This is a genomic window from Kineococcus sp. AC630, from assembly GCF_979255925.1.
Genome location: NZ_CEEDMJ010000010.1, coordinates 1 through 18,207, shown reverse-complemented (window position 1 = coordinate 18,207; position 18,207 = coordinate 1). Strand labels below are relative to the sequence as shown.

Here is an 18,207-nt window from a genome sequence, read left to right as displayed (position 1 = left end):
ATCAGAACTCCAGCAGGTTGTCGCGGAACTGTTCGTGGGTGTAGCCGTCCCGGGTCAGGCCGCGCTTTCGGAGTTCGGGGACGAGGCCCTCGGTGATCTCCGCGATGTAGCGACGGTTGACGTTGCCCGAGATGAGGAACCCGTCACCGCCGACCTCCGCCACGATCTCACCCATCTGGGACGCGACCGAGTCGGGGGTGCCGACGAGTTCGACCGAGCGCCGCACGTTCGACTCCGCCGCCTGACGCAGCGTCATGCCCTGGGCGTTCGCCGACATCATGACCATCGACGAACGGGTCGCGTTGGTGTCGGAGAGGTCGGGGAACGGCGCGTCCAGGTCGTACTGCGCGAAGTCCACCCCGCTGGCGTAGGACATGTTGGCCAGGTTCACCGAGATGTCCGCCGTGAACCCGGCGAGCATGCGCTCGTTCTTCGCATCGGCGTCCGCCTGGGTCTCGCCCAGCACGGGAGAGACGATGAACAGGATCTTGCAGGAGTCCGGGTCGCGTCCGGCCTCGACCATGCGGGCCCGGACGTCGGCCCGGTACTCCTTCATGGCCTCGACGGACTCGACCTGGGCCAGCAGGGTGTCGCAGTGCTTGGCCGCCAGCGTCCGGCCGGGGCCGGAACCACCCGCCTGGCAGATCACGGGGTTGCCCTGCGGCGGCGCCGTGGTGTTCAGCGGCCCACGACTGCTGTGCCACTTCCCGTGGAAGTCGATGGGGCGGACCTTGGAGCCGTCCACGTAGACGTTGCGCGCCCGGTCCTGGACGAGGGCGTCGGCGTCCCACGAACCCCACAGCTGCTTGACCAGCTCGATCCACTCGTCGGCCATGTCGTAGCGCAGGTCGTGCTCGAAGATGTCGTCGTGTCCGAAGTTCTGCGCGGTGCGGGTGTTGTGCGAGGTCACCAGGTTCACCCCCGCCCGGCCGTGGGTGAGGTGGTCGATCGTGGCCATCGTGCGCGCGGCCATGTAGGGCGGGTAGAACGACGTCGACATCGTGCCCACCAGGCCGAGCCGCTCGGTGTGCTGGCTGAGGATGGGCAGCAGCTGCATGGGGTCCTGCTTGGGCACCGACCGGGCCCGGGCCAGCCACCAGTCGTGGTTGCCGCCGTAGGAGTCCGGCACGAAGGCGCCGTCCTCGAACATGATGTAGTCGAAACCGGCCCGTTCCAGCGACTTCGTCATGTCGACGTAGAGGTCGGGGTGGTTCCACTCGTTGCCACCCTCACCGGACCACGTCCCGTTCCAGCTCTGCACTTGCCAGCTGAGGAACCACGCGAGGTGGAACATGTTGCTCGCTCTCTGCTCGGAGGGGGTCGGTCAGAACGCGCGCAGGTTGTCGCGGAGGTGGGCGCACTCGTAGTGGTCGCGGGTCAGCCCGCGACGCTTGAGGATCGGGGCCAGGCCGTCGGTGACCTCGGCGACGTAGCGCCGGTTCAGTGGGGCACCGGCGATGAGGAACCCGTCGCCGCCGACGTCCTGCATGACGCCTTCCATCTGGTCCGCGATGTCCTCCGGCGTGCCGATGAACTCGATCGTGTCGATCGCGGAGTGGGCGATGAGCCGCTCGCGCAGGGTCTGCGTCCCGTCGCCCTTGAACTCCGCGAAGCTGCTGCGGTGCCCGTTGCTCACCAGGTCCGCCGGCAGCGGGGCGTCCAGGTCGTACTGCGACAGGTCGATCCCAGACAGGTGGGAACGGCCGGCCAGTAGACCGTCGATGTTCTTGGCCTGGGCGTCCTTGCGGCGCTGCATCTTCGCCTTGGCCTCGGCCGTCGTCTCCCCGAACACCGGGGAGATGAGGTAGAGGACCTTGACGTGGTCGGGGTCGCGACCCTGTTCCGCGGCCAGTGTGCGGACCTCGTCGCGGTAGGCCCGCATGTTCGAGGTGCCGTGGGGGTTGGAGATGACGGCCTCGGCCCAGCGGGCGGCGAACGCCTTGCCGGCGCTGGAACCCCCGGCCTGCAGGATGACCGGGGACCCCTGCGGGCTGGGGACGGTGTTCAGCGGACCGCGCGAGGAGTAGTGCTTGCCCTCGAAGTCCAGGCGGTGGACCTTCTCGTGGTCTGCGTAGACCCCGTTCTCGACATCGGCCAGGACCGCGTCGTTCTCCCAGGTGTCCCAGAGCTTGTGCGCGAGCTCCACGAACTCGTCGGCCATCTCGTAGCGGACGTCGTGCTCGGGCATGTCGAAGCCGTAGTTCTGCGCGGCCCGGGTGTTGGAACCGGTGACCACGTTCCAGCCGATACGGCCCTTGGCGATGTGGTCCAGCGTCGTCATCATCCGGGCGACGGTGTAGGGGTGGTAGAAGGTCGTCGTCAGCGTCGGGATGATCCCGAGGTGCTTCGTCTCGTGCGCGAGGATCGCGGCCAGCATCGCCGGGTCGTGCTTCGGTGCCGCCGACGCCGTGCGCAGGTAGTACTCCATCGACCCCTTGTAGGTGTCGGAGACCTGAACGGAGTCCTCCATGATGAGGAAGTCGAAGCACGCCCGCTCGAGGGAGTGCGCGAGGTCGATGTACTGATCCGGCAGCATCCAGTCCTGCGCACCAGTGCCGGACCAGGGCTGGTTCCAGCTCTGGACTCCGAAACCGGCACCGAGGAACCAGCCGAGATGGAACTTCGGGGAACTCATGGGATGGCCTTTCAGAACTCGAGGAGGTTGTCGCGCAGGTGCGTGTGGGTGTACTCGGTGCGGACGAGTCCGCGTCGCTGCAGCGCGGGGACGAGACCGTCGGTGATCTCGGCGACGTACTGCCGGGTCGGGGGCTGCATCCAGAGCATGAAACCGTCGCCCCCGACCTCGGCCATCGCGGCCTCCATCTGGTCCGCCACCGAGTCCGGGGTCCCGACGAGTTCCAGGGACTCCGTCCGGTAGTCCTGGACAGCTTCGCGCAGCGTCCGCTCCCCGGACCACGCCCGGAAGGTGTCGAGGGTCGACTGGTGGCCGTTGGTGCGGGCGGTCGCCGGCAGTGGTTCGTCGAGGTCGAACTGGGAGAAGTCGATCTCCATGCTGCCCGACCACCCGATGAGTTGGCCGGTGGGGTCGGCGCGGACCGCCTCGCGCTTGAGTTCGCGACGCTCGACCGCCTCGGCCTCGGAGGCCCCCAGGATCGGGGAGATGATGAACATGACCTTGACGTCGTCCGGGTCGCGGCCGTACGCCTCGGCCCGGGCGCGGATGTCGTCGCGGTACTGCTTCATCGCCGTGACCCCCTTCGGCAGCGCCATCACGAGGTCGGCGCTGCGGGCGGCGAAGTCGCGGCCCTTGGGGGAACCACCCGCCTGGCTGACCACGGGCCTGCCCTGCGGAGCCGGGAGGGTGTTCAGCGGCCCGCGGGAGGAGTGGTGCTTCCCGTGGAAGTCGATCGGGTGGACCTTGGTGTGGTCGACATAGGTGTTGCTCTCCCGGTCCATGACGAGCGCGTCTGGTTCCCAGGAGGTCCACAGCGCGTCGACGAGGTCGACGTACTCCTGCGCCCGTTCGTAGCGCTCGTCGTGCGGCGGCAGGCGGTCCACGCCGAAGTTCTGCGCCGCCCGGTCCTCGCTGGAGGTGACGACGTTCCAGCCGATGCGTCCACCGGACAGGTGGTCCAGCGTGGACATCGAACGGGCCAGCAGGTACGGCGGGTAGAAGCTGGTAGAGGCCGTGATCGAGATCCCGAGGTGGCGGGTGGCCTCGGTCAACAGCGGAGCCAGCGCAACCGGGTCACCCTTGGGTGCCCACACCCCCCTGGCCAGGGTTGCCTCGGCGGTGCCGCCGTAGGTGTCGGAGACCATCGAGGAGTCTTCGAGCAGCAGGACGTCGAAGCAGGCCCGATCCAGCTGCTGGGCGAGGTAGACGTAGAAGCTGCCGTCGAGCCAGTCGCGGTGGCTGCGTTCGCTCCCCTCGAAGGGCTGGTTCCAGGCGTGCGGTACGTAGGCGCCGAACCAGCCCAGGTGGAACTTCCGCGCCGTGCGCTCGGGGGTCTGCGTCATGCGAACTTCAAGTTGGAGTAGTCGATCCGGAAGTCCGTGCGCTGCGCGAAACCGGTGAGGGCCGAGGTCAGGACCGCGGCGGGCTTCACCCGGGCGATCATCACGTACGGGGCCTGGGTGACCATGCGGAGTTCCGCGCTCTGCCAGTGAGCCATGGCCGGCGCGCCCAGGGCGTCGCCGGAATCCAGACCGGCGGCCACCTCGGCGAGGAACTCGGGGTCGTTCCAGAGAGCGGTGTTCGACCCGCCACCGGGCTGGGTGAGCAACGACAGCATGTACGGCGGGGTGTTGGTGACCGCGGAGCCGGTGGCCAGGCTGGCCTGGAGCTTGCCGTCGAGGGAGTCCTGGTTCAGCTGAGCCGCAGGTAGTTCCGCGATCGTGACGGTGATCCCGGCGTCGGCCATCGCGGACTGGATCTGGATCGCGGTGTCCTGCACCGAGGGGACGGCGTTGTTGACGCTCAGGGTGAAGGTCAGGTTCGTGACCCCGGCCGCCGCGAGCATCTGCTTCGCCTTCGTCGCGTCGAAGGCGAGCTCCGGCAGGCCGCTGTCGTCGTAGCCCGGCGCGGTGTCGTCGAGGACGTGGTTGTACTGGTAGGCCCGGTCGAAGAAGACGTCGGAGATGATCTGCTCGTAGGGGATGGCGAACGCCATCGCGTAGCGCACGGCCGGGTCGTCGAACGGCGGCTGCGTGGTGTTCATGGCCATCAGCAGGTAGCTGTTGGTCTTGGTGTCCGGCACCGTGACAGCCGGGTCGCTCTCGAGGGCCTTCTGGTCGGCGGGACGCAGCGAGATCGCCACGTCGGCGTCGCCGCTCTTGACCATGTTGGCGCGGGTGGCGGCGTCCTCGACCAGACGACGGGTCATCCGCTCGATCGGCGGTTCGCCGAGGACGAAGTCAGGGTTGGAGACCATGACGATCTCCTGGCCGGCGGTGACGGACTCGAGCTTGTAGGCGCCGAAACCGAAGTTGCCGTTCATCATGTCCGAGACACCCCACGCGACGGCGTAGGGGTCGGCAGCGGTGGCGTGGGCCTTGAGGTAGGTCGAGTCGTAGATCGAGCCGATGTTCTCGGCGAGGTTCGCCAGCAGGGTCAGGCCGTAACCCGCCTTCTCGACGGTGAAGCTCACGGTGTGCTCGTCGATCTTCTTGATCTGGGTGGCGGGGTCGGTGAGCATCGGCTTGTAGTAGCCGGCCATGCCGCCGCCCGGAGTGGCGAACTTGCGCTCGAAGGACCACAGGACGTCGTCCGCGGTGAGTTCGTTGCCCTGCTGGCTCTTCACGCCCTGCTTGAGCTTGAAGGTGAACGTCAGACCGTCGGCGCTGGTCTCGTAGCCCTCGCTGAGGTAGGGGTCGAAGGTGTAGAGGTCCTGGTTGAGGACGTTGCCGTCCTCGACGTAGGGCTTGCGCAGGAGTTGAGCGTGCAGGTTGTTCGTGACGTCCTGGTTGTCGGCGCCGGCGGTGTAGCCGTAGTCGCGCACCACGTTCGACGCCAGGTCGGGGCTGACGACGACGATGGAGTCGCGCGCCGCGCCGCTCGCGTCGGCGGGGGCCTCGTCGGAGCACGCCGAGAGCGCCCCCAGGCCGACGACGGTTCCACCGACGGTCAGGTACTGCAGAGTCCGACGGCGAGTGGGGCTGTAGGACATGCGTTCTCCTCGGGACAGGGGGAAGGGGATTTCTCAGCGACGGAGGTCGCCGGCGAGGCGGCGTCCAAGCAGCGAGACGCTCGCGACGGTCAGGCAGAGGGCGACGGCGGGGGCTCCGGCGGCCCAGAACTTCCCGACGGCCGCATCCCCCGCACCACGGGTGATCATGGCGCCCCACTCGGGCGTGGGCGGCGGGAGACCGACACCGAGGAACCCGAGCGCCGCGGTGAGGATGATCGTCACCCCGAACAGGACGGGGGCGTTCTGGAAGGCGGGGGTGACCGAGTTCGGCAGGACGTGGCGGACGATGAGTTCCACCTCGGTCAACCCCGCCTGTCGTCCCGCGTCGAGGTAGGCGTCGTGGCGAACCCGCAGCACCTCGGTGCGCACCAGCCTGGCCTGCAACGGCGCCAGGATGATCGCCAGGGTGACGACCATGGTCAGTGTGCTGGTCCCGAAGAACGACACCACGACGAGGGCGACGATGATCGTCGGGACCGCCTCGAGGAGGTCCATACCGCGGGCGGTGCTGCGGGCGAGGAAGCCCGTGAACCCGCCGCGGGACTCGTTCATCCCGACGACCAGGCCCACGACGATCCCGGCCGAGGTGGCCAGCAGGGTCGCGAAGGTGGCGATGACGACGTCGATGCGGGCACCGGCCAGGGTGCGGGAGAACACGTCGAGACCGGCGTTGTCGGTGCCGAGCAGGAACTTCCCGCCCGGTGCGGTGGAGGGGATCCCGGCGACGCGGGTCGGGTCGAGCGGGGCGATCCACGGACCGATCACCGCGATGAGCAGTACGAGGAGGACGGGCAGGCAGGCGATCACCGTCCCGATCCGCAGTCGTCGCTGCTTCCTCGGGGCCGGAGCGGGTTCTGCCGCGAGGGCGGGTTCGCTGTCGGTGACCTTGACGTCGCTCACGAACCCGCCACCTGCCTCCCCGGCTTGCGGCGGGGGTCGAGAACCATGTTGACCACGTCGACGAGCAGGAACACCAGCATCGACAACGCCCCGACCACGAGCAGGGAACCCTGCAGGGCGACGAAGTCGGTCGTGCTCACCGCGTCGACCGCGTAGCTGCCCATCCCCCCGAGGCCGAAGAGGGACTCGAGGATGACCGCACCACCGATGAGCGACCCGAAGACGTTGCCGCTCATGGTGACCACGGGTGGGAGGGCCCGACGATAGGTCGCCGACCAGATCGCGCGGCGCGGCGCCCCGGACGCCACCATGAACTTCGTGGGTTGCGAGGCCGTCGCCTCCTGCAGGGAGGAGAGCAACTGCTTCAGCAGCACCGGACAGACCGAGACGACCAGCACCGCCACCGGCAGCAGCAGGTGCGAAGTCATCGAGTTGATGATGACCAGGTCGCCCCGCAGGACCGCGTCGAGCAGCGGGAAGTGCGTGACCGGCTCGGGGCTCACCAGTCCCGGGCGGACGCGGCCGGTGGGTGAGGGGACCACGTGCAGCGTGGCGTAGAAGAGGAAGATCCCGAACACACCGACGACGAACTCGGGGACGGACCCCGCGGCCTGTGCGTACCCCCGGACGATGCGGGCGGCGAGCGTCCGCGGTCGGGCCACGACCACCGTCGAGAGCACGAGAGTGATGACGATCAGCCAGAAGAACGCCATCACCGCCAACTCGACCGTCCCGGGCAGCCGGTCCGCGATCTCGGCGCTCACCGAGCGCCCGTTGGCGACGGCGTTGCCGAGATCGAGGTGCAGCAACCGGGCGACGTAGCTCGTGAGCTGCTCGGGCAGGCTCCCGTTCAGGCCGAGCCGCTCCCGGGTCGCCTCGTAGTCCTGCTGCGTCGCCTCAGGGCCCACGACCTCGCGGGCGGGGTCACCGGGGATCAGCCGGACCAAGAAGAACGCCGCGATGGCGAAGAGGAAGAGGTGCAGTGGCAGGGCCAGTAGCCGGGTCAGCCACCACCGGTGGCGCTGGAAGAGGCGACCCGCACTCGATCCGCTGCGGGCCGACGTCGGGGTCACGACGGGCGGGGCGGCCACGTCGACACCGGCGCTCACGAGGCGGCCTCGAGGTGAGGACCGGAGTGGGCGGCGAGGAGCGTACGGGTGTACTGGTGCTGCGGGTCGTCCACGATCTGGTCCACCGTTCCCTGCTCGACGACCTGTCCCGACTTCACGACGAGCAGGTGTGAGGAGATGAAGGCCGTCGCGGGCAGGCCGTGGGAGACGAAGACCAGTCCGCAGCCCGTGGCGACCGTGTGCCGACGCAGGTGGTTCAGCACCGCGCCCTGGACGCTGACGTCCAGGGCAGACACGACCTCGTCGCAGATCAGCACCCGGGGGCCGACGACGAGGGCGCGGGCGATCGCGAACCGTTGACGCTGACCACCGGAGACGCTGCGCGGCAGTCGGTCCGCGAGGTGCGGGGCGATCTCGAGCGAGCTCAGGACCTCGTCGACGCGGGCGTCGGCCGCCGCCTTCTGCAGTCCGAGCAACCGCAGCAGTGGCAGCCGGACGGAGTCTCGGAGGGTCCGGCGCGGGTCGAAGGAGGAGCTGGTGTCCTGCGCGATGTACTGCACGGCGCGCCGGAAGTCGTTGCGGCCGGTTCGGGACCGGAGCAGGTTCTGGACGGGTTCGCCGTCGAGGACCACTCGACCACTGGTGGGGGTCTCCAGGCCGGCGAGCATGCGGGCCAGGGTCGATTTCCCCGACCCGGACTCCCCGACGATACCGAGCGCGGTGTCCGGCCCGATCTCCAGGTCGATGCCGGCCACGGCCGGCGCAGCTCCGCGACGGTAGGTCTTGACGACCTCGTCGGCGGCCAGCTGCGTCAGTTGCGCTGGTCGGTCTTCGCTCACGGCACCTCCTGCGTCGACGTGCTCGGGGCAGGCCCGGATCGACGGTGCCGATCCGGGGTGCAGGCGGTACACCGGTGTCCGGACTGCGTGGTGCTGAGCATGCAGGCGGCGGGTTTCCGGCGTGTCCCGAACACGTGTCGGAGACGTTTCGCCGGGCGCAACCGCAGGTCAGAGGCCTGAAATGGGGCATTAACGCCACTTGCACTGACACGGCGCCGACGCAGGGCCGACGCAGGGCCGACGTAGGGCCGACCGGACCGGTGGAGGCCCCGACGGCGTTCTTCGACGGTTTCCTGCTCGGACGGGTGGCGCAACAGCTCGTTAACTGTCGTGACGTTCGGTGGAAACAATGGTTCGGAGACACTCAGCGGGACCACCCCGACCGCCGACGAGTGAGGACTCGACGCCTTGAGCGCTCCCCGGAAGATGCACCTCGGCTGGTTCATGAACTTCACCCGACCCGCCTGGACGACCCCCTGGGTCAGCGCGGACGAGGCACGGGAATGGACCAACGGCGACTACCACGTCGACTGGATCCGTGCGATGGAGCGCGCGAAGTTCGACTTCATGATGCTTGAGGACTCCTCCATGGTGTCCGACGGGTTCCGTGGCACCATGGACGCCGACCTCAAGCACTCCCTCTACGCCCCCAAGCACGACCCGCTCACGCTGGCCCCGGTGCTGGCGCGGGAGACGAAGCACATCGGCATCGTCGCCACCGCCTCGACGTCCTTCTACCCGCCGTTCCTGCTGGCGCGCTCGATGTCCACCATCGACCACCTCTCCGGTGGCCGGGCGGGTTGGAACGTTGTGACCTCTTCGGAGGACCGGGCAGCGCAGAACTTCGGCCTGGACACCCTCTACGAGCACGACAGCCGCTACGACCGGGCCGATGAGTTCCTGGAGGTCGTGGAAGGGCTGTGGAGCTCCTGGGGTGAGGGAGCCCTGGTGGCGGACAAGGCCACCGGAACCTACGTCGACGCCTCGCACGTCGCGCCCATCCACCACGAGGGCCGGTTCTACAAGGTCCGCGGGCCCCTCAACACGCTGCCCTCGCCGCAGCGGCGGCCGGTCTACCTGCAGGCGGGCGGATCGCCGCGTGGACGTGAGTTCGCCGCACGCCACGCCGACGCGATCATCTGCGCCGCGCAGGGCATCACCGAGATGCGCGACTTCCGCGACGACGTCCGCCACCGCGCCAAGGGCGTCGGTCGCGACCCCGACTCGATCAAGGTCATGTACATCACCGTACCGATCGTCGCCGCCTCGCAGTCGGAGGCGGACCGGATCTTCGAGGAGATGCGCAACCCCAGTGAAGCGGCCGTCGAAGTCAGCCTCGGCCACATGGGTGCGCTGACGGAGATCGACTTCTCCACCGTCGACCCCGACGCTCCACTGGGTGAGCTGGAGACCAACGGGCACCGCACCACGCTGGAGAAGTTCGTGGGTCTTGGCTCGACGCTGCGCGAGGCGACCGGGGCGTGGGCCACCCGCTACACGAACCCAGCGTTCGTGGGGACCCCGGACAAGGTCGCCGCGGCGATGGCGGAGGAGTTCGACGAGGTCGGCGGCGATGGCTACCTCATCACCGGGGGCGGCAGCCGCAAGGCCATCGCCGAGCTCACCGACGGTCTCGTCGGTGCCCTTTCCGACATCGGCCGGGTCCGTCGCCGCTACGAGCACGAATTGTTCCGCGACAACCTGCTGGAGTTCTGACCGTGCACCTGGGCTGGTTCACGAACTACCTCACCCCCTCCTGGAACCGGGAGTTCTCCGGCCGGGCGGCGGACACCTGGATGTCAGGTGACTTCCACGTCAACCTCGCCCGTCGTCTGGAGGAGGCGCGCTTCGACTACCTGCTGCTGGAGGACTCCAGCTACGTCTCGAACACTTACGGCGGGTCGTTCGAGCTGGAACTGCGGCAGATGGCGCGGGCCCCGAAGAACGACCCGATGCCGCTGGCCGCGGCGATCGCTCGCGAGACCCGTCACCTGGGTCTCGTCGTCACCGGGAACACGACGTTCTACCCGCCGTTCCTGCTGGCCCGGTTGATCCGCACGCTCGATCACCTCAGCAGGGGCCGGGCGGGCTGGAACGTGGTGACCGGCGCCCCCGACCAGGCGTTGGCGAACTTCGGGATCCGCGATGGCGCGCTGCGCGACGGGGCGTCAGCCCACGAGCTGCGCTACGACATGGCGGAGGAGTTCATCGAGCTCGTGGTGCGGTTGTGGGAGTCTTGGGAGGAGGACGCCGTCGTCGCCGATCGAGCCAGCGACACCTACGTCGACGCCTCCAAGGTGCACACGGTGGACTTCGAGGGGAAGTGGTACTCCTCACGCGGTCCACTCAACTCCCCGCCCAGTCCTCAGTACCGACCCGTCATCTGCCAGGCCGGGGGCTCCGCGCGCGGGCGCGCGTTCGCGGCGCGCCACGCCGACACCGTCGTAGCCCTGCCCAAGGGCCTCGAGCAGATGCGCACCTACGTCGACGACGTCCGACGGGCGGCTGAGGTCGCGGGCCGCGACCCCGCCACGTGCAAGGTGCTCTTCATCGTGACCCCGACCATCGCGGAGACCGACGCCGAGGCCCGGACGGTGCGGGAACGGCAGTTCGCCCGACGTGACGCGCGCGCGCGGCAACGGCTGGCGATGATGAGCGGCGGAAGCGTCGACTGGTCGCGCTACGACCTCGACGCGCCACTGCCGGCGATGGCCGACGACGGTCAGAGCATCAGCGCGGAGTTCGCCCGGCGCCACGTCGGCAAGACGTTCCGCGACGCCCTGATCGACGACCAGACGGAGAGCATCGAACTCGTGGGATCGCCCGACACGGTTGCGGCGCAGATGGCCGAGACGCTCGACGCGACCGGCGGTGACGGGTTCCTCTTCTACGCCGGGTCCGGGGAGCTGACGATGCGGTTCGTGGACGAGGTGGTCGACGGGGTCGTTCCCGTTCTGCAGCAGGCAGGCCGCGCCCGCCGCGAGTACTCCGCCACCACCCTCGCCGGGCACCTCGCCGAAGACGTGTGACCGTACCCGCCGCCGACATTCCCACCACCAGGAACGACGTCCCCACCAGGAAGATGTGAGAGGAGCACGACATGCACCCGATCACGGCGAAGGTTCCCGACCCGACGTCCACGCCCCCGCGCCCGCGCACGCGCACGGACGTCCCGGCCCCCCGAGGTGAGCACACCCCCCTGCTCGTCGAAGGAGTCGTGGAGCACGGTGACGAACGCGGCCGGTTGCTCGGCTTCCCGACGGCGAACGTGGCCGTCCCCGAGCACGGACTGAAGGACGGGGTGTGGGCCGGCACGGTGCAGCTGGACCAGGCTCTCGACGGAACCGGAGGAACGGTGCACGTCGCCGCCGTCTCGGTGGGACACCGACCCACCTACTACGGCAAGGACGGCGAGAGGCTGCTCGAGGCCAACCTGCTCGACTTCGACGGCGACCTCTACGGGCGCGCCGTCCGGATCCACCTGCACGTCCGGCTCCGACCCCAGCGCCGTTACGCCGGGTCCGCGGAACTCGTGGAACAGCTGCGCCGTGACGTGGCGGAAACTCGGCAGTGGGCCGTGGACGCAGGTCTGCACCACCTGCTGGGCGACGCGGGAACGCGGCCACGGTGACACCCGCGCCGAGCTCGGGCCCCGCACCTGTCCTCACCCTCCACGCCGGACGGCGGTACCCGGTGCGCCGTTCCGCCCACCGCAGCGGGCAGAGCGATCCGCAGGCCGCAGCGAGCGAAGGTGCGCAGGACCTGGCACGACGTCGTTCCCAGCGCGCCGAACGGCGGGCACTTCTTGTAGCCGAGGCGGTGCTCGTACTGCTGCAGGAGGGTCAGCCGTCGCACGAAGCCGTCGCCGAACGCACCGGGCTACCGCTGGGACAGCTGCGCTGGGCCTATCCCACGACCAGCGACCTCGTCCTCGCCGCTCGCCCCACCATCACCAGGACCGCCCCCGGCAGGATCGCTGCCCCATCCGACAGTTCGAAAGGTCTCCGCCCGTGACTCACGCTTCCACCACGGTCCCCCTCGCACTGGTCGCCTTCGAGGACGACCCGATGGCCCTGCGCACCACCTTCGCGCTCTTCCCCTCCGGCGTCGCCGCCCTCTCCGCCATCGTCGACACCGGCGACGGACCCGAACCCGTCGTGCTGGTGGCCTCCTCCTTCCAGGTCGGCATCTCGCTCGACCCACCCCTGGTCCTCTTCGCCGTGCAGCACACCTCCACCAGCTGGCCCAAGCTGAAGGCGGGCGCCACCGCCGGTGGCCGCATCGGCGTCTCCGTCCTCGGCGAGGCCCACGACCTCGCGGCCCGCCAGCTGGCCTCCAAGGCCGCCGACCGCTTCGCCGGCATCGACACCACGACGCTGGACTCCGGTGCGAACTTCGTCCACGGTGCTCCCGTCTGGCTCGAGTGCTCGATCTACTCCGAGGTCCCCGCCGGTGACCACGACGTGGTCCTCCTGCAGGTCCACGCGATGGGCAACGCCCCCGACACCGAGCCCCTGGTGTGGCACTCCTCCGCCTTCCGCACGCTCACCCCGAAGGCCACCGCCTGATGCGGACCGTCGTCGTCTGCGGCAACCCGAAGGTCGGTTCGCGCACCCTGACCGCCACGACCACCACCGCGCTGGACGCCCACGCGGAACGTTGGACTCCTCCCCCGCGGGCCACTGCCTCTGCCGGTCAGGAGATGCTTCCGGCCCGGTAGCAACACCTCCACGGCGGCCGTGGCACAGCAGTGGGGCTCGTACCGGTTCCTCAGCAGTGCGCGGGGTGTGACCGATCAGGTCAGAGGAGTGGGTCCTGCTCCCACCCGTCGGCCAGCGGAGGGTGACCGTTCTGCGGGGTCGGGCTCGAGCGGTTCGGCTCGCCGGTTCTCCGGGTGTTGCCGGGCGCGCGGGTCCTGGGGGTCCCGCCCGGCTGCGCCGTGCCGCTGGCGGGGAGGCCGTCGTGGGGACCTGACGACGTCGGCGCAGGTGGTGCCTCGTCCCCACGCAGCTGGTACCGCCTGCGGCTCCAGCCCCTGCGGTGTCTGATCAGGTGACCAGCGTCGCTGAGGTGCGCGAGGGTGGCACTGATGTTGCCGCCGATCACCAGCACCAGCCAGGAGGTGCGCACGTCGTCCGGCAGTCGCCGCCACACCTCCTGCCGGACCGCGTCGAGGGGAAGGAGGTCGTCGGAGTCCGCGAAGACGCCGAGGATGATCTCCTGCAGCTCACCCAGCAGCCCCGGTGGACGAGGCGGTAGCGTCGACGACGTACCAGCGGCGGTGAAGTCAGCCGGGAGCTGCGGGACGTCGACGTCGAGCTCGAAGCGATCCATGCCGCACCTCCTCGACGACCCGAGCGACCGTGGACGACCTGCGTGACGTGGTCGTCACCTGATCATGCAGCAGATCCGTGCTGACCGGTGAGGTGGTCGCGACGGGTTCGCCGGTGTCCCGGTCGCTGCCTCTCCCCGCGATGGGCGCAGACCGGTGAAGTCACGGGGCGTCGCTCTGGGCCTGCTCTTGTTCCTCCCTCAGCAGGTCCGTCAGGACGTCGGGCTGCTCGTAGAGGGCTTCGTAGCCACCATCCACGAGGACAGTGCCGACGGCGATCACCGAGACCCCCGCCATCTGTGCGTCCAACGCGAGGTCACCGGGGAGGAAGTCCCCCTCACCCAGAGCCAGCAGCCGTGCGCAGGTGGCCTGGTCCACCTGCTCCCACCACGCTCTGAGCAGTGCTCGTCGTCCTCCCGCCTGCTCGAAGGTGCCCGAGCCACCGCTGCGCTGGGAGCCGATCAGGTGGGCGGGCATCCCGTCGTCGGGAAGGCGGGAGTCCTGCGTGGCGCGGTCAGGGCCGAGGGTGTCCGGTTCCAGCTCGATGCCGCTCGGAGCAGTCGGGTGGTTGCGCTTCGCGCGCGCCCACCCTTTCGTCTGAAGTGTCTGGCCGCAGAACGTGGAGTGGGACGAGGGAGAACGGGACACGACCTGACCATGTCACATCACCGTGTGTGTTGCCTGAGTGGCTCGCTGTCATGCTCGAGCTGGCGAGGAACACTCGCCGGACCGACGGGAGGCTCGACCTCTTCCAGGAACACGGTCGTGGTCGAGGGGTCCTCGACCACCAGGACGACCGGCGTTCCGTGCACGCGGAAGGACAACCAGGACGGACCACCCGCGCGGTGCACGACGTCGAAGAGGACGCCCGCGTAGGGCTGAGGCCCCCGCTCGGTGGGGCAGTCCACGATGAGGTGGGAACCGACGTGGGTGAACGCCAGGTCGGACACGCACAGTTCCGGCACTGGCACACGGTAACCACACGCCCCCCTGATGGGGGGCAGAACGAGAGATCAGCACTTTCGAGCTGCCGGACAGGTGCGTGACCTCGGCCACGCCGCCACGTCAGGCCACGACACAGCTCATCGGTGGGCGCACTCGGTGGTAGCACCCCCCGAACAGGCGATCGTGCTGCCCGCTCCACCCGCCGAAGAGCAGGGAGAGCAGGAAGCCCACGAGCAGCGGGGTGACCAGGCCGCGTTCGAGGAGGACCCAGTGCAGCACCACCCGCGTCCGAGCACGACCCACCGCAACGGGTCGTCTGCCGTGCGCCCCGCCACGCCCCAGCCCGCCTCGGCCGCCGACATCAGCGCGCTGGCCCGGATGCTGCTGAACCGCCCCGAACTGGCTCACCTCGACGACGACAGGCTGCTCCTGCGCCTGGCCCGCACCACCGCCGTCGGACACCTGCTGCGTTCCCGCGTGGCCGCCGCGGCCTCTGACGCCGAGCGCCTCCTGGACGCCATGCTCAACGACGGCCGCGCCGTGGTCCTGGACATCACCGACCCCGATCCGCGGGAGGGGGTGCTGGCGGTGCGTCGCCCTGCCGCGGTGAGCGACCTGCCCCGCGCTCGCGACATGGCGCGCGGACTCGCCCCGCTCCTCGCACGGCGCTGACCCCCCTCGAGCGGGACCGCGGTCGGCGGTGGTCGTCGAGCGCGGTCTTCTCACCCTGAGCGCCTTCGGGCCGGGTGTCGTTCAGCAAGGGTCGTCCCCGGGTGCGACCGGTGGACCGGACGTGGTCCGGACCCCAGTCGCACCCACCGTCGCCCACGGACGCCGGAAGGACCGGAGCGGGGAACGAAAAAGGCCCCGACCTGCGTTTCCGCTGGTCAGAGCCTGTCCCGTCGCTGTCTCAACGAGTGTCCGAGGGGGGACTTGAACCCCCACCCACTATACGTGGACTAGCACCTCAAGCTAGCGCGTCTGCCTATTCCGCCACCCGGACGAGTGGTGCCCACCCGTGCCTTCCGGCCGGTGCGAACGAGGAAAACCGTAGCACGCTAGGAGCCTCGATCACGCCACGTGTCCGGGGCCGACGGGGTGCTCCGGACGGGGGAAGCTGCTGCGCCACACCTCCTGTGGTCCACGCGGGGTGCCGATCCACCGGAGGTGAGCCACGCCCTGCCCGAGACCGCCCCGTCGACCACGGACCCCGCGAGCGCCGCGCGCTCCCTGGTGGAGGGGATCGAGCGTGTCGTCCGGGGGCGGCGGCAGGCGGTGGAGCTGCTGGTGACGGCGGTCCTGGCGCGGGGGCACGTGCTGATCGAGGACGTCCCGGGGAGCGGGAAGACGACGATGGCGACGGCGTTCGCGGCGTCGCTGGGGGCGGACTGCGCGCGGGTTCAGGCGACGGCGGACCTGTTGCCGGCGGACGTGACGGGGTCGGGGATGTGGGACCCGGCGGTCGAGGGGTTCCGGTTCGTGCCGGGTCCGTTGTTCGCGCCGGTCGTCCTGGTGGACGAGCTGAACCGGACCTCCCCGCGGACGCAGTCGGCGTTCCTGGAGGCGATGGAGGAACGGGCGGTGACCGTGGACGGTGTCCGGCACCGGTTGCCCGATCCGTTCGTGCTGGTGGCGACCCAGAACCCGGTGGAGCAGCACGGCACGTACCCGTTGCCGGAGGGGCAGCTGGACCGGTTCGCGGTGCGGTTGGTGCTGGGTCCCATCGGTGAGGACGTGGAGCGGCAGGTGCTGCGGGAGCAGTTGGCGGGCAACCGTCCGGAGGCGTTGTCGCCGGTGCTGGCGTTGAGCGACCTGATCGGGTTGCAGCGGGCGACGGCGCAGGTGCACGTGGCGGAGGCGACCCTCGACCTCGCGCTGACGCTGACCCGGGCGACGCGCACGGACCCGCGGATCGTGTCGGGGGCGGGGACGCGGGCGGCGTTGACGCTGGTGCGGTGCGCGCAGGCGCGGGCGCTGCTGGGCGGGCGGGACCACGTGCTGCCCGAGGACGTGCAGGCCCTTGTGGTGCCCGTGCTCGCGCACCGGCTGGTGCCGGCGGAGGAACACCGGTTCGCGGACGCCCTGGGGACGGCGTCGCGCACGCTGGCGCAGGAACGTCTCGCGGCGGGTCTCGTCGCCGGCACGGCCGTGCCGATCCACCGGTGAGCGACGCGCGACCCGGTCCCGTCCCCGGCCCTGACCCCGTTCTGGAGCGCGAGGTCCTGCTGACCCGGCCGAACGCGGACAAGGTCCTGCGGATGCGCCCGATCCTCGTCGCGACGGCGGGGCCGGCGTTGCTGCTGCTCTCCTTCGGGGTCGGCAACCGCTGGATCGCTCTGGTGGCGTGCCTGCTGCTGGCCGCGGTCGGGGTGGCCGTCGCGACGCTGCCGCGGGTCTGGACGCTGTCGGTGCGGGTCGAGGTGCCGGCCCGGACGCGGGTGGGCGAGGTGGTGGAGCACGTCTTCCACCTGCACAACCACGGGCCGCGGGACCTCCCCCCGGCCGTCCTGCACTTCCGCGGCGACGCCTTCGCGGCGGGTCACACCGCAGTGCCCGGGATCCCGGCCGGAGTGACCGTCGCGCTGCGCGTTCCCCGCGAGGCCGCCGTCCGCTGCTTCAGCCCGGGACCGGAGGTCCTCGTCGAGGCGGCGGACAGCCTCGGGTTGCTGACCGTGGAACGGGTCGGGCGCGTCGCCGCACCCGTGCACGTCCACCCCGCACCGGCGACGCCGCCCTCGCCGGCGATCCCGCCCGCGAGCGCCGGGGCGGAGGACGTGGCGGGGGTGCGTCCGTTCCGGCGGGGGGACCGGGTGTCAGCGGTGCACTGGCGGGCGAGTGCGCGTCGGGGTGCGCTCTCGGGTCCCTCGCGGGGTGCGGGCGCGGGGTTGGTGGTGGTGGAGCGGGAGGCGGAGCCGGTGGGTCTGCTGGTGGTGGCGCTCGGTGGCGCTGCCTCCGGTGACGGGCCGGGTGACGGGGTGGCGTGGGAGGAGCTGCTGGCCTCTGCTGCGGCGCTGGTGCGTCGGGAGCTGGGTTCGGGGCGGGTGGTCCGGGTCGTGCTCGCGGGGACGTCGGATGAGGGCCTGGGGGCTCTGGACGTGCTGGCGGCGGCGGGCGGGCCGACACCGGTGGACGAGGTGGCCGCGCGCGCAGCCGCTGGTCGTGACGGTCGGGTGCTGGTGGGCGAGCTGGGGACGGGGTGGCGGTTCGCGTGAGCAGGCGGTCGAAGACGTCGATCGAGGCGGCGGCGGATCCCTACGCCACGCACGGGGCGGACCGTGCGTCGCTGGTGTGCGCGGCGGTGGCGGTGCTGGGCGCGGCGTGGGGTCTGGCCGTGACCGGTGGACTGCCGGTGGGCGGTGTCGCGACGACGGCGGTGGGTCTGGGCCTGGCGGCGCTGGTGCGGCGCGCGACGTCGTCGCGCTCGGCGCGGGCGTGGACGGGGGTCCTCGCGGCGGGGGCGGGTGCGGTGTGGC

Annotated in this window: 17 protein-coding genes and 1 tRNA gene; 8 read left to right on the top strand and 10 right to left on the bottom strand. The window is 70.2% G+C overall.

The features are described 5' to 3' along the window. Position 1: 1 nt before the first annotated feature. The 7 genes from AC0I8G_RS11925 to AC0I8G_RS11895 are packed head-to-tail and all read right to left on the bottom strand — an operon-like array spanning position 2 to position 8,457. Positions 2 to 1,294, bottom strand: a complete 1,293-nt coding sequence (locus AC0I8G_RS11925) for an NtaA/DmoA family FMN-dependent monooxygenase (RefSeq protein ID WP_471730104.1) — start codon at positions 1,292 to 1,294, stop codon at positions 2 to 4. 30 nt (positions 1,295 to 1,324) lie between these two features. Continuing rightward, positions 1,325 to 2,635, bottom strand: coding sequence for an NtaA/DmoA family FMN-dependent monooxygenase (locus AC0I8G_RS11920; RefSeq protein ID WP_471730103.1), 1,311 nt, complete (start codon positions 2,633 to 2,635; stop codon positions 1,325 to 1,327). Positions 2,636 to 2,646: 11 nt separating this feature from the next. Continuing rightward, positions 2,647 to 3,978, bottom strand: a complete 1,332-nt coding sequence (locus AC0I8G_RS11915; protein ID WP_471730102.1) for an NtaA/DmoA family FMN-dependent monooxygenase — start codon at positions 3,976 to 3,978, stop codon at positions 2,647 to 2,649. After that, positions 3,975 to 5,627, bottom strand: coding sequence for an ABC transporter substrate-binding protein (locus AC0I8G_RS11910; RefSeq protein ID WP_471730101.1), 1,653 nt, complete (start codon positions 5,625 to 5,627; stop codon positions 3,975 to 3,977). Before AC0I8G_RS11910 ends, AC0I8G_RS11915 begins: the two co-directional genes overlap by 4 nt. Before the next feature lie 33 nt (positions 5,628 to 5,660). Then, entirely contained in the window at positions 5,661 to 6,548 is an 888-nt protein-coding gene (locus AC0I8G_RS11905; protein WP_471730100.1) for an ABC transporter permease, read from the bottom strand. Continuing rightward, positions 6,545 to 7,657 carry an ABC transporter permease gene (locus AC0I8G_RS11900; protein WP_471730099.1) on the bottom strand — a complete coding sequence of 371 codons (1,113 nt, stop codon included), beginning with the start codon at positions 7,655 to 7,657 and terminating at the stop codon, positions 6,545 to 6,547. Before AC0I8G_RS11900 ends, AC0I8G_RS11905 begins: the two co-directional genes overlap by 4 nt. Beyond that, positions 7,654 to 8,457, bottom strand: coding sequence for an ABC transporter ATP-binding protein (locus tag AC0I8G_RS11895; RefSeq protein WP_471730098.1), 804 nt, complete (start codon positions 8,455 to 8,457; stop codon positions 7,654 to 7,656). The genes AC0I8G_RS11900 and AC0I8G_RS11895 overlap by 4 nt, the downstream gene beginning before the upstream one ends. A gap of 408 nt (positions 8,458 to 8,865) precedes the next feature. Between AC0I8G_RS11895 and AC0I8G_RS11890 the strand changes: the two genes are divergently transcribed. From AC0I8G_RS11890 to AC0I8G_RS11875, 4 genes are all read left to right on the top strand, one after another. After that, a complete protein-coding gene (locus AC0I8G_RS11890; protein WP_471730097.1) occupies positions 8,866 to 10,173 on the top strand; it encodes an NtaA/DmoA family FMN-dependent monooxygenase in 1,308 nt (435 codons plus the stop codon). A 2-nt stretch (positions 10,174 to 10,175) separates the two neighbouring features. Beyond that, positions 10,176 to 11,486: an NtaA/DmoA family FMN-dependent monooxygenase gene (locus tag AC0I8G_RS11885; RefSeq protein WP_471730096.1), complete on the top strand. Its 1,311-nt coding sequence runs from the start codon at positions 10,176 to 10,178 to the stop codon at positions 11,484 to 11,486. Positions 11,487 to 11,557: 71 nt separating this feature from the next. After that, positions 11,558 to 12,088: a riboflavin kinase gene (locus tag AC0I8G_RS11880; RefSeq protein ID WP_471730095.1), complete on the top strand. Its 531-nt coding sequence runs from the start codon at positions 11,558 to 11,560 to the stop codon at positions 12,086 to 12,088. A 436-nt stretch (positions 12,089 to 12,524) separates the two neighbouring features. Next, the gene (locus AC0I8G_RS11875) at positions 12,525 to 13,025 is read left to right on the top strand and encodes a flavin reductase family protein (RefSeq protein ID WP_471730267.1); all 501 of its coding nucleotides are present in this window, start codon (positions 12,525 to 12,527) and stop codon (positions 13,023 to 13,025) included. Between the two features lie 232 nt (positions 13,026 to 13,257). Here the strand turns inward: AC0I8G_RS11875 and AC0I8G_RS11870 are convergent, their stop codons facing one another. Then, positions 13,258 to 13,791, bottom strand: coding sequence for a hypothetical protein (locus AC0I8G_RS11870; RefSeq protein WP_471730094.1), 534 nt, complete (start codon positions 13,789 to 13,791; stop codon positions 13,258 to 13,260). Between the two features lie 160 nt (positions 13,792 to 13,951). Beyond that, positions 13,952 to 14,437, bottom strand: coding sequence for a hypothetical protein (locus AC0I8G_RS11865; RefSeq protein ID WP_471730093.1), 486 nt, complete (start codon positions 14,435 to 14,437; stop codon positions 13,952 to 13,954). A gap of 480 nt (positions 14,438 to 14,917) precedes the next feature. Between AC0I8G_RS11865 and AC0I8G_RS11860 the strand changes: the two genes are divergently transcribed. After that, entirely contained in the window at positions 14,918 to 15,406 is a 489-nt protein-coding gene (locus tag AC0I8G_RS11860) for a hypothetical protein (RefSeq protein ID WP_471730092.1), read from the top strand. 246 nt (positions 15,407 to 15,652) lie between these two features. Here AC0I8G_RS11860 and AC0I8G_RS11855 read toward each other — a convergent pair. Continuing rightward, positions 15,653 to 15,737: transfer RNA gene (locus AC0I8G_RS11855), tRNA-Leu, on the bottom strand. A gap of 164 nt (positions 15,738 to 15,901) precedes the next feature. On the opposite strand from AC0I8G_RS11855, the gene AC0I8G_RS11850 reads away from it, so the two are divergent. From AC0I8G_RS11850 to AC0I8G_RS11840, 3 genes are all read left to right on the top strand, one after another. Beyond that, complete coding sequence (locus tag AC0I8G_RS11850; RefSeq protein WP_471730091.1) at positions 15,902 to 16,900, top strand: AAA family ATPase; 999 nt, start codon at positions 15,902 to 15,904, stop codon at positions 16,898 to 16,900. Further along, a complete protein-coding gene (locus AC0I8G_RS11845; protein WP_471730090.1) occupies positions 16,897 to 17,946 on the top strand; it encodes a DUF58 domain-containing protein in 1,050 nt (349 codons plus the stop codon). Before AC0I8G_RS11850 ends, AC0I8G_RS11845 begins: the two co-directional genes overlap by 4 nt. Then, on the top strand, positions 17,943 to 18,207 hold a 265-nt coding region (locus tag AC0I8G_RS11840; protein WP_471730089.1), incomplete at its 3' end, for a hypothetical protein. The genes AC0I8G_RS11845 and AC0I8G_RS11840, both read left to right, overlap by 4 nt.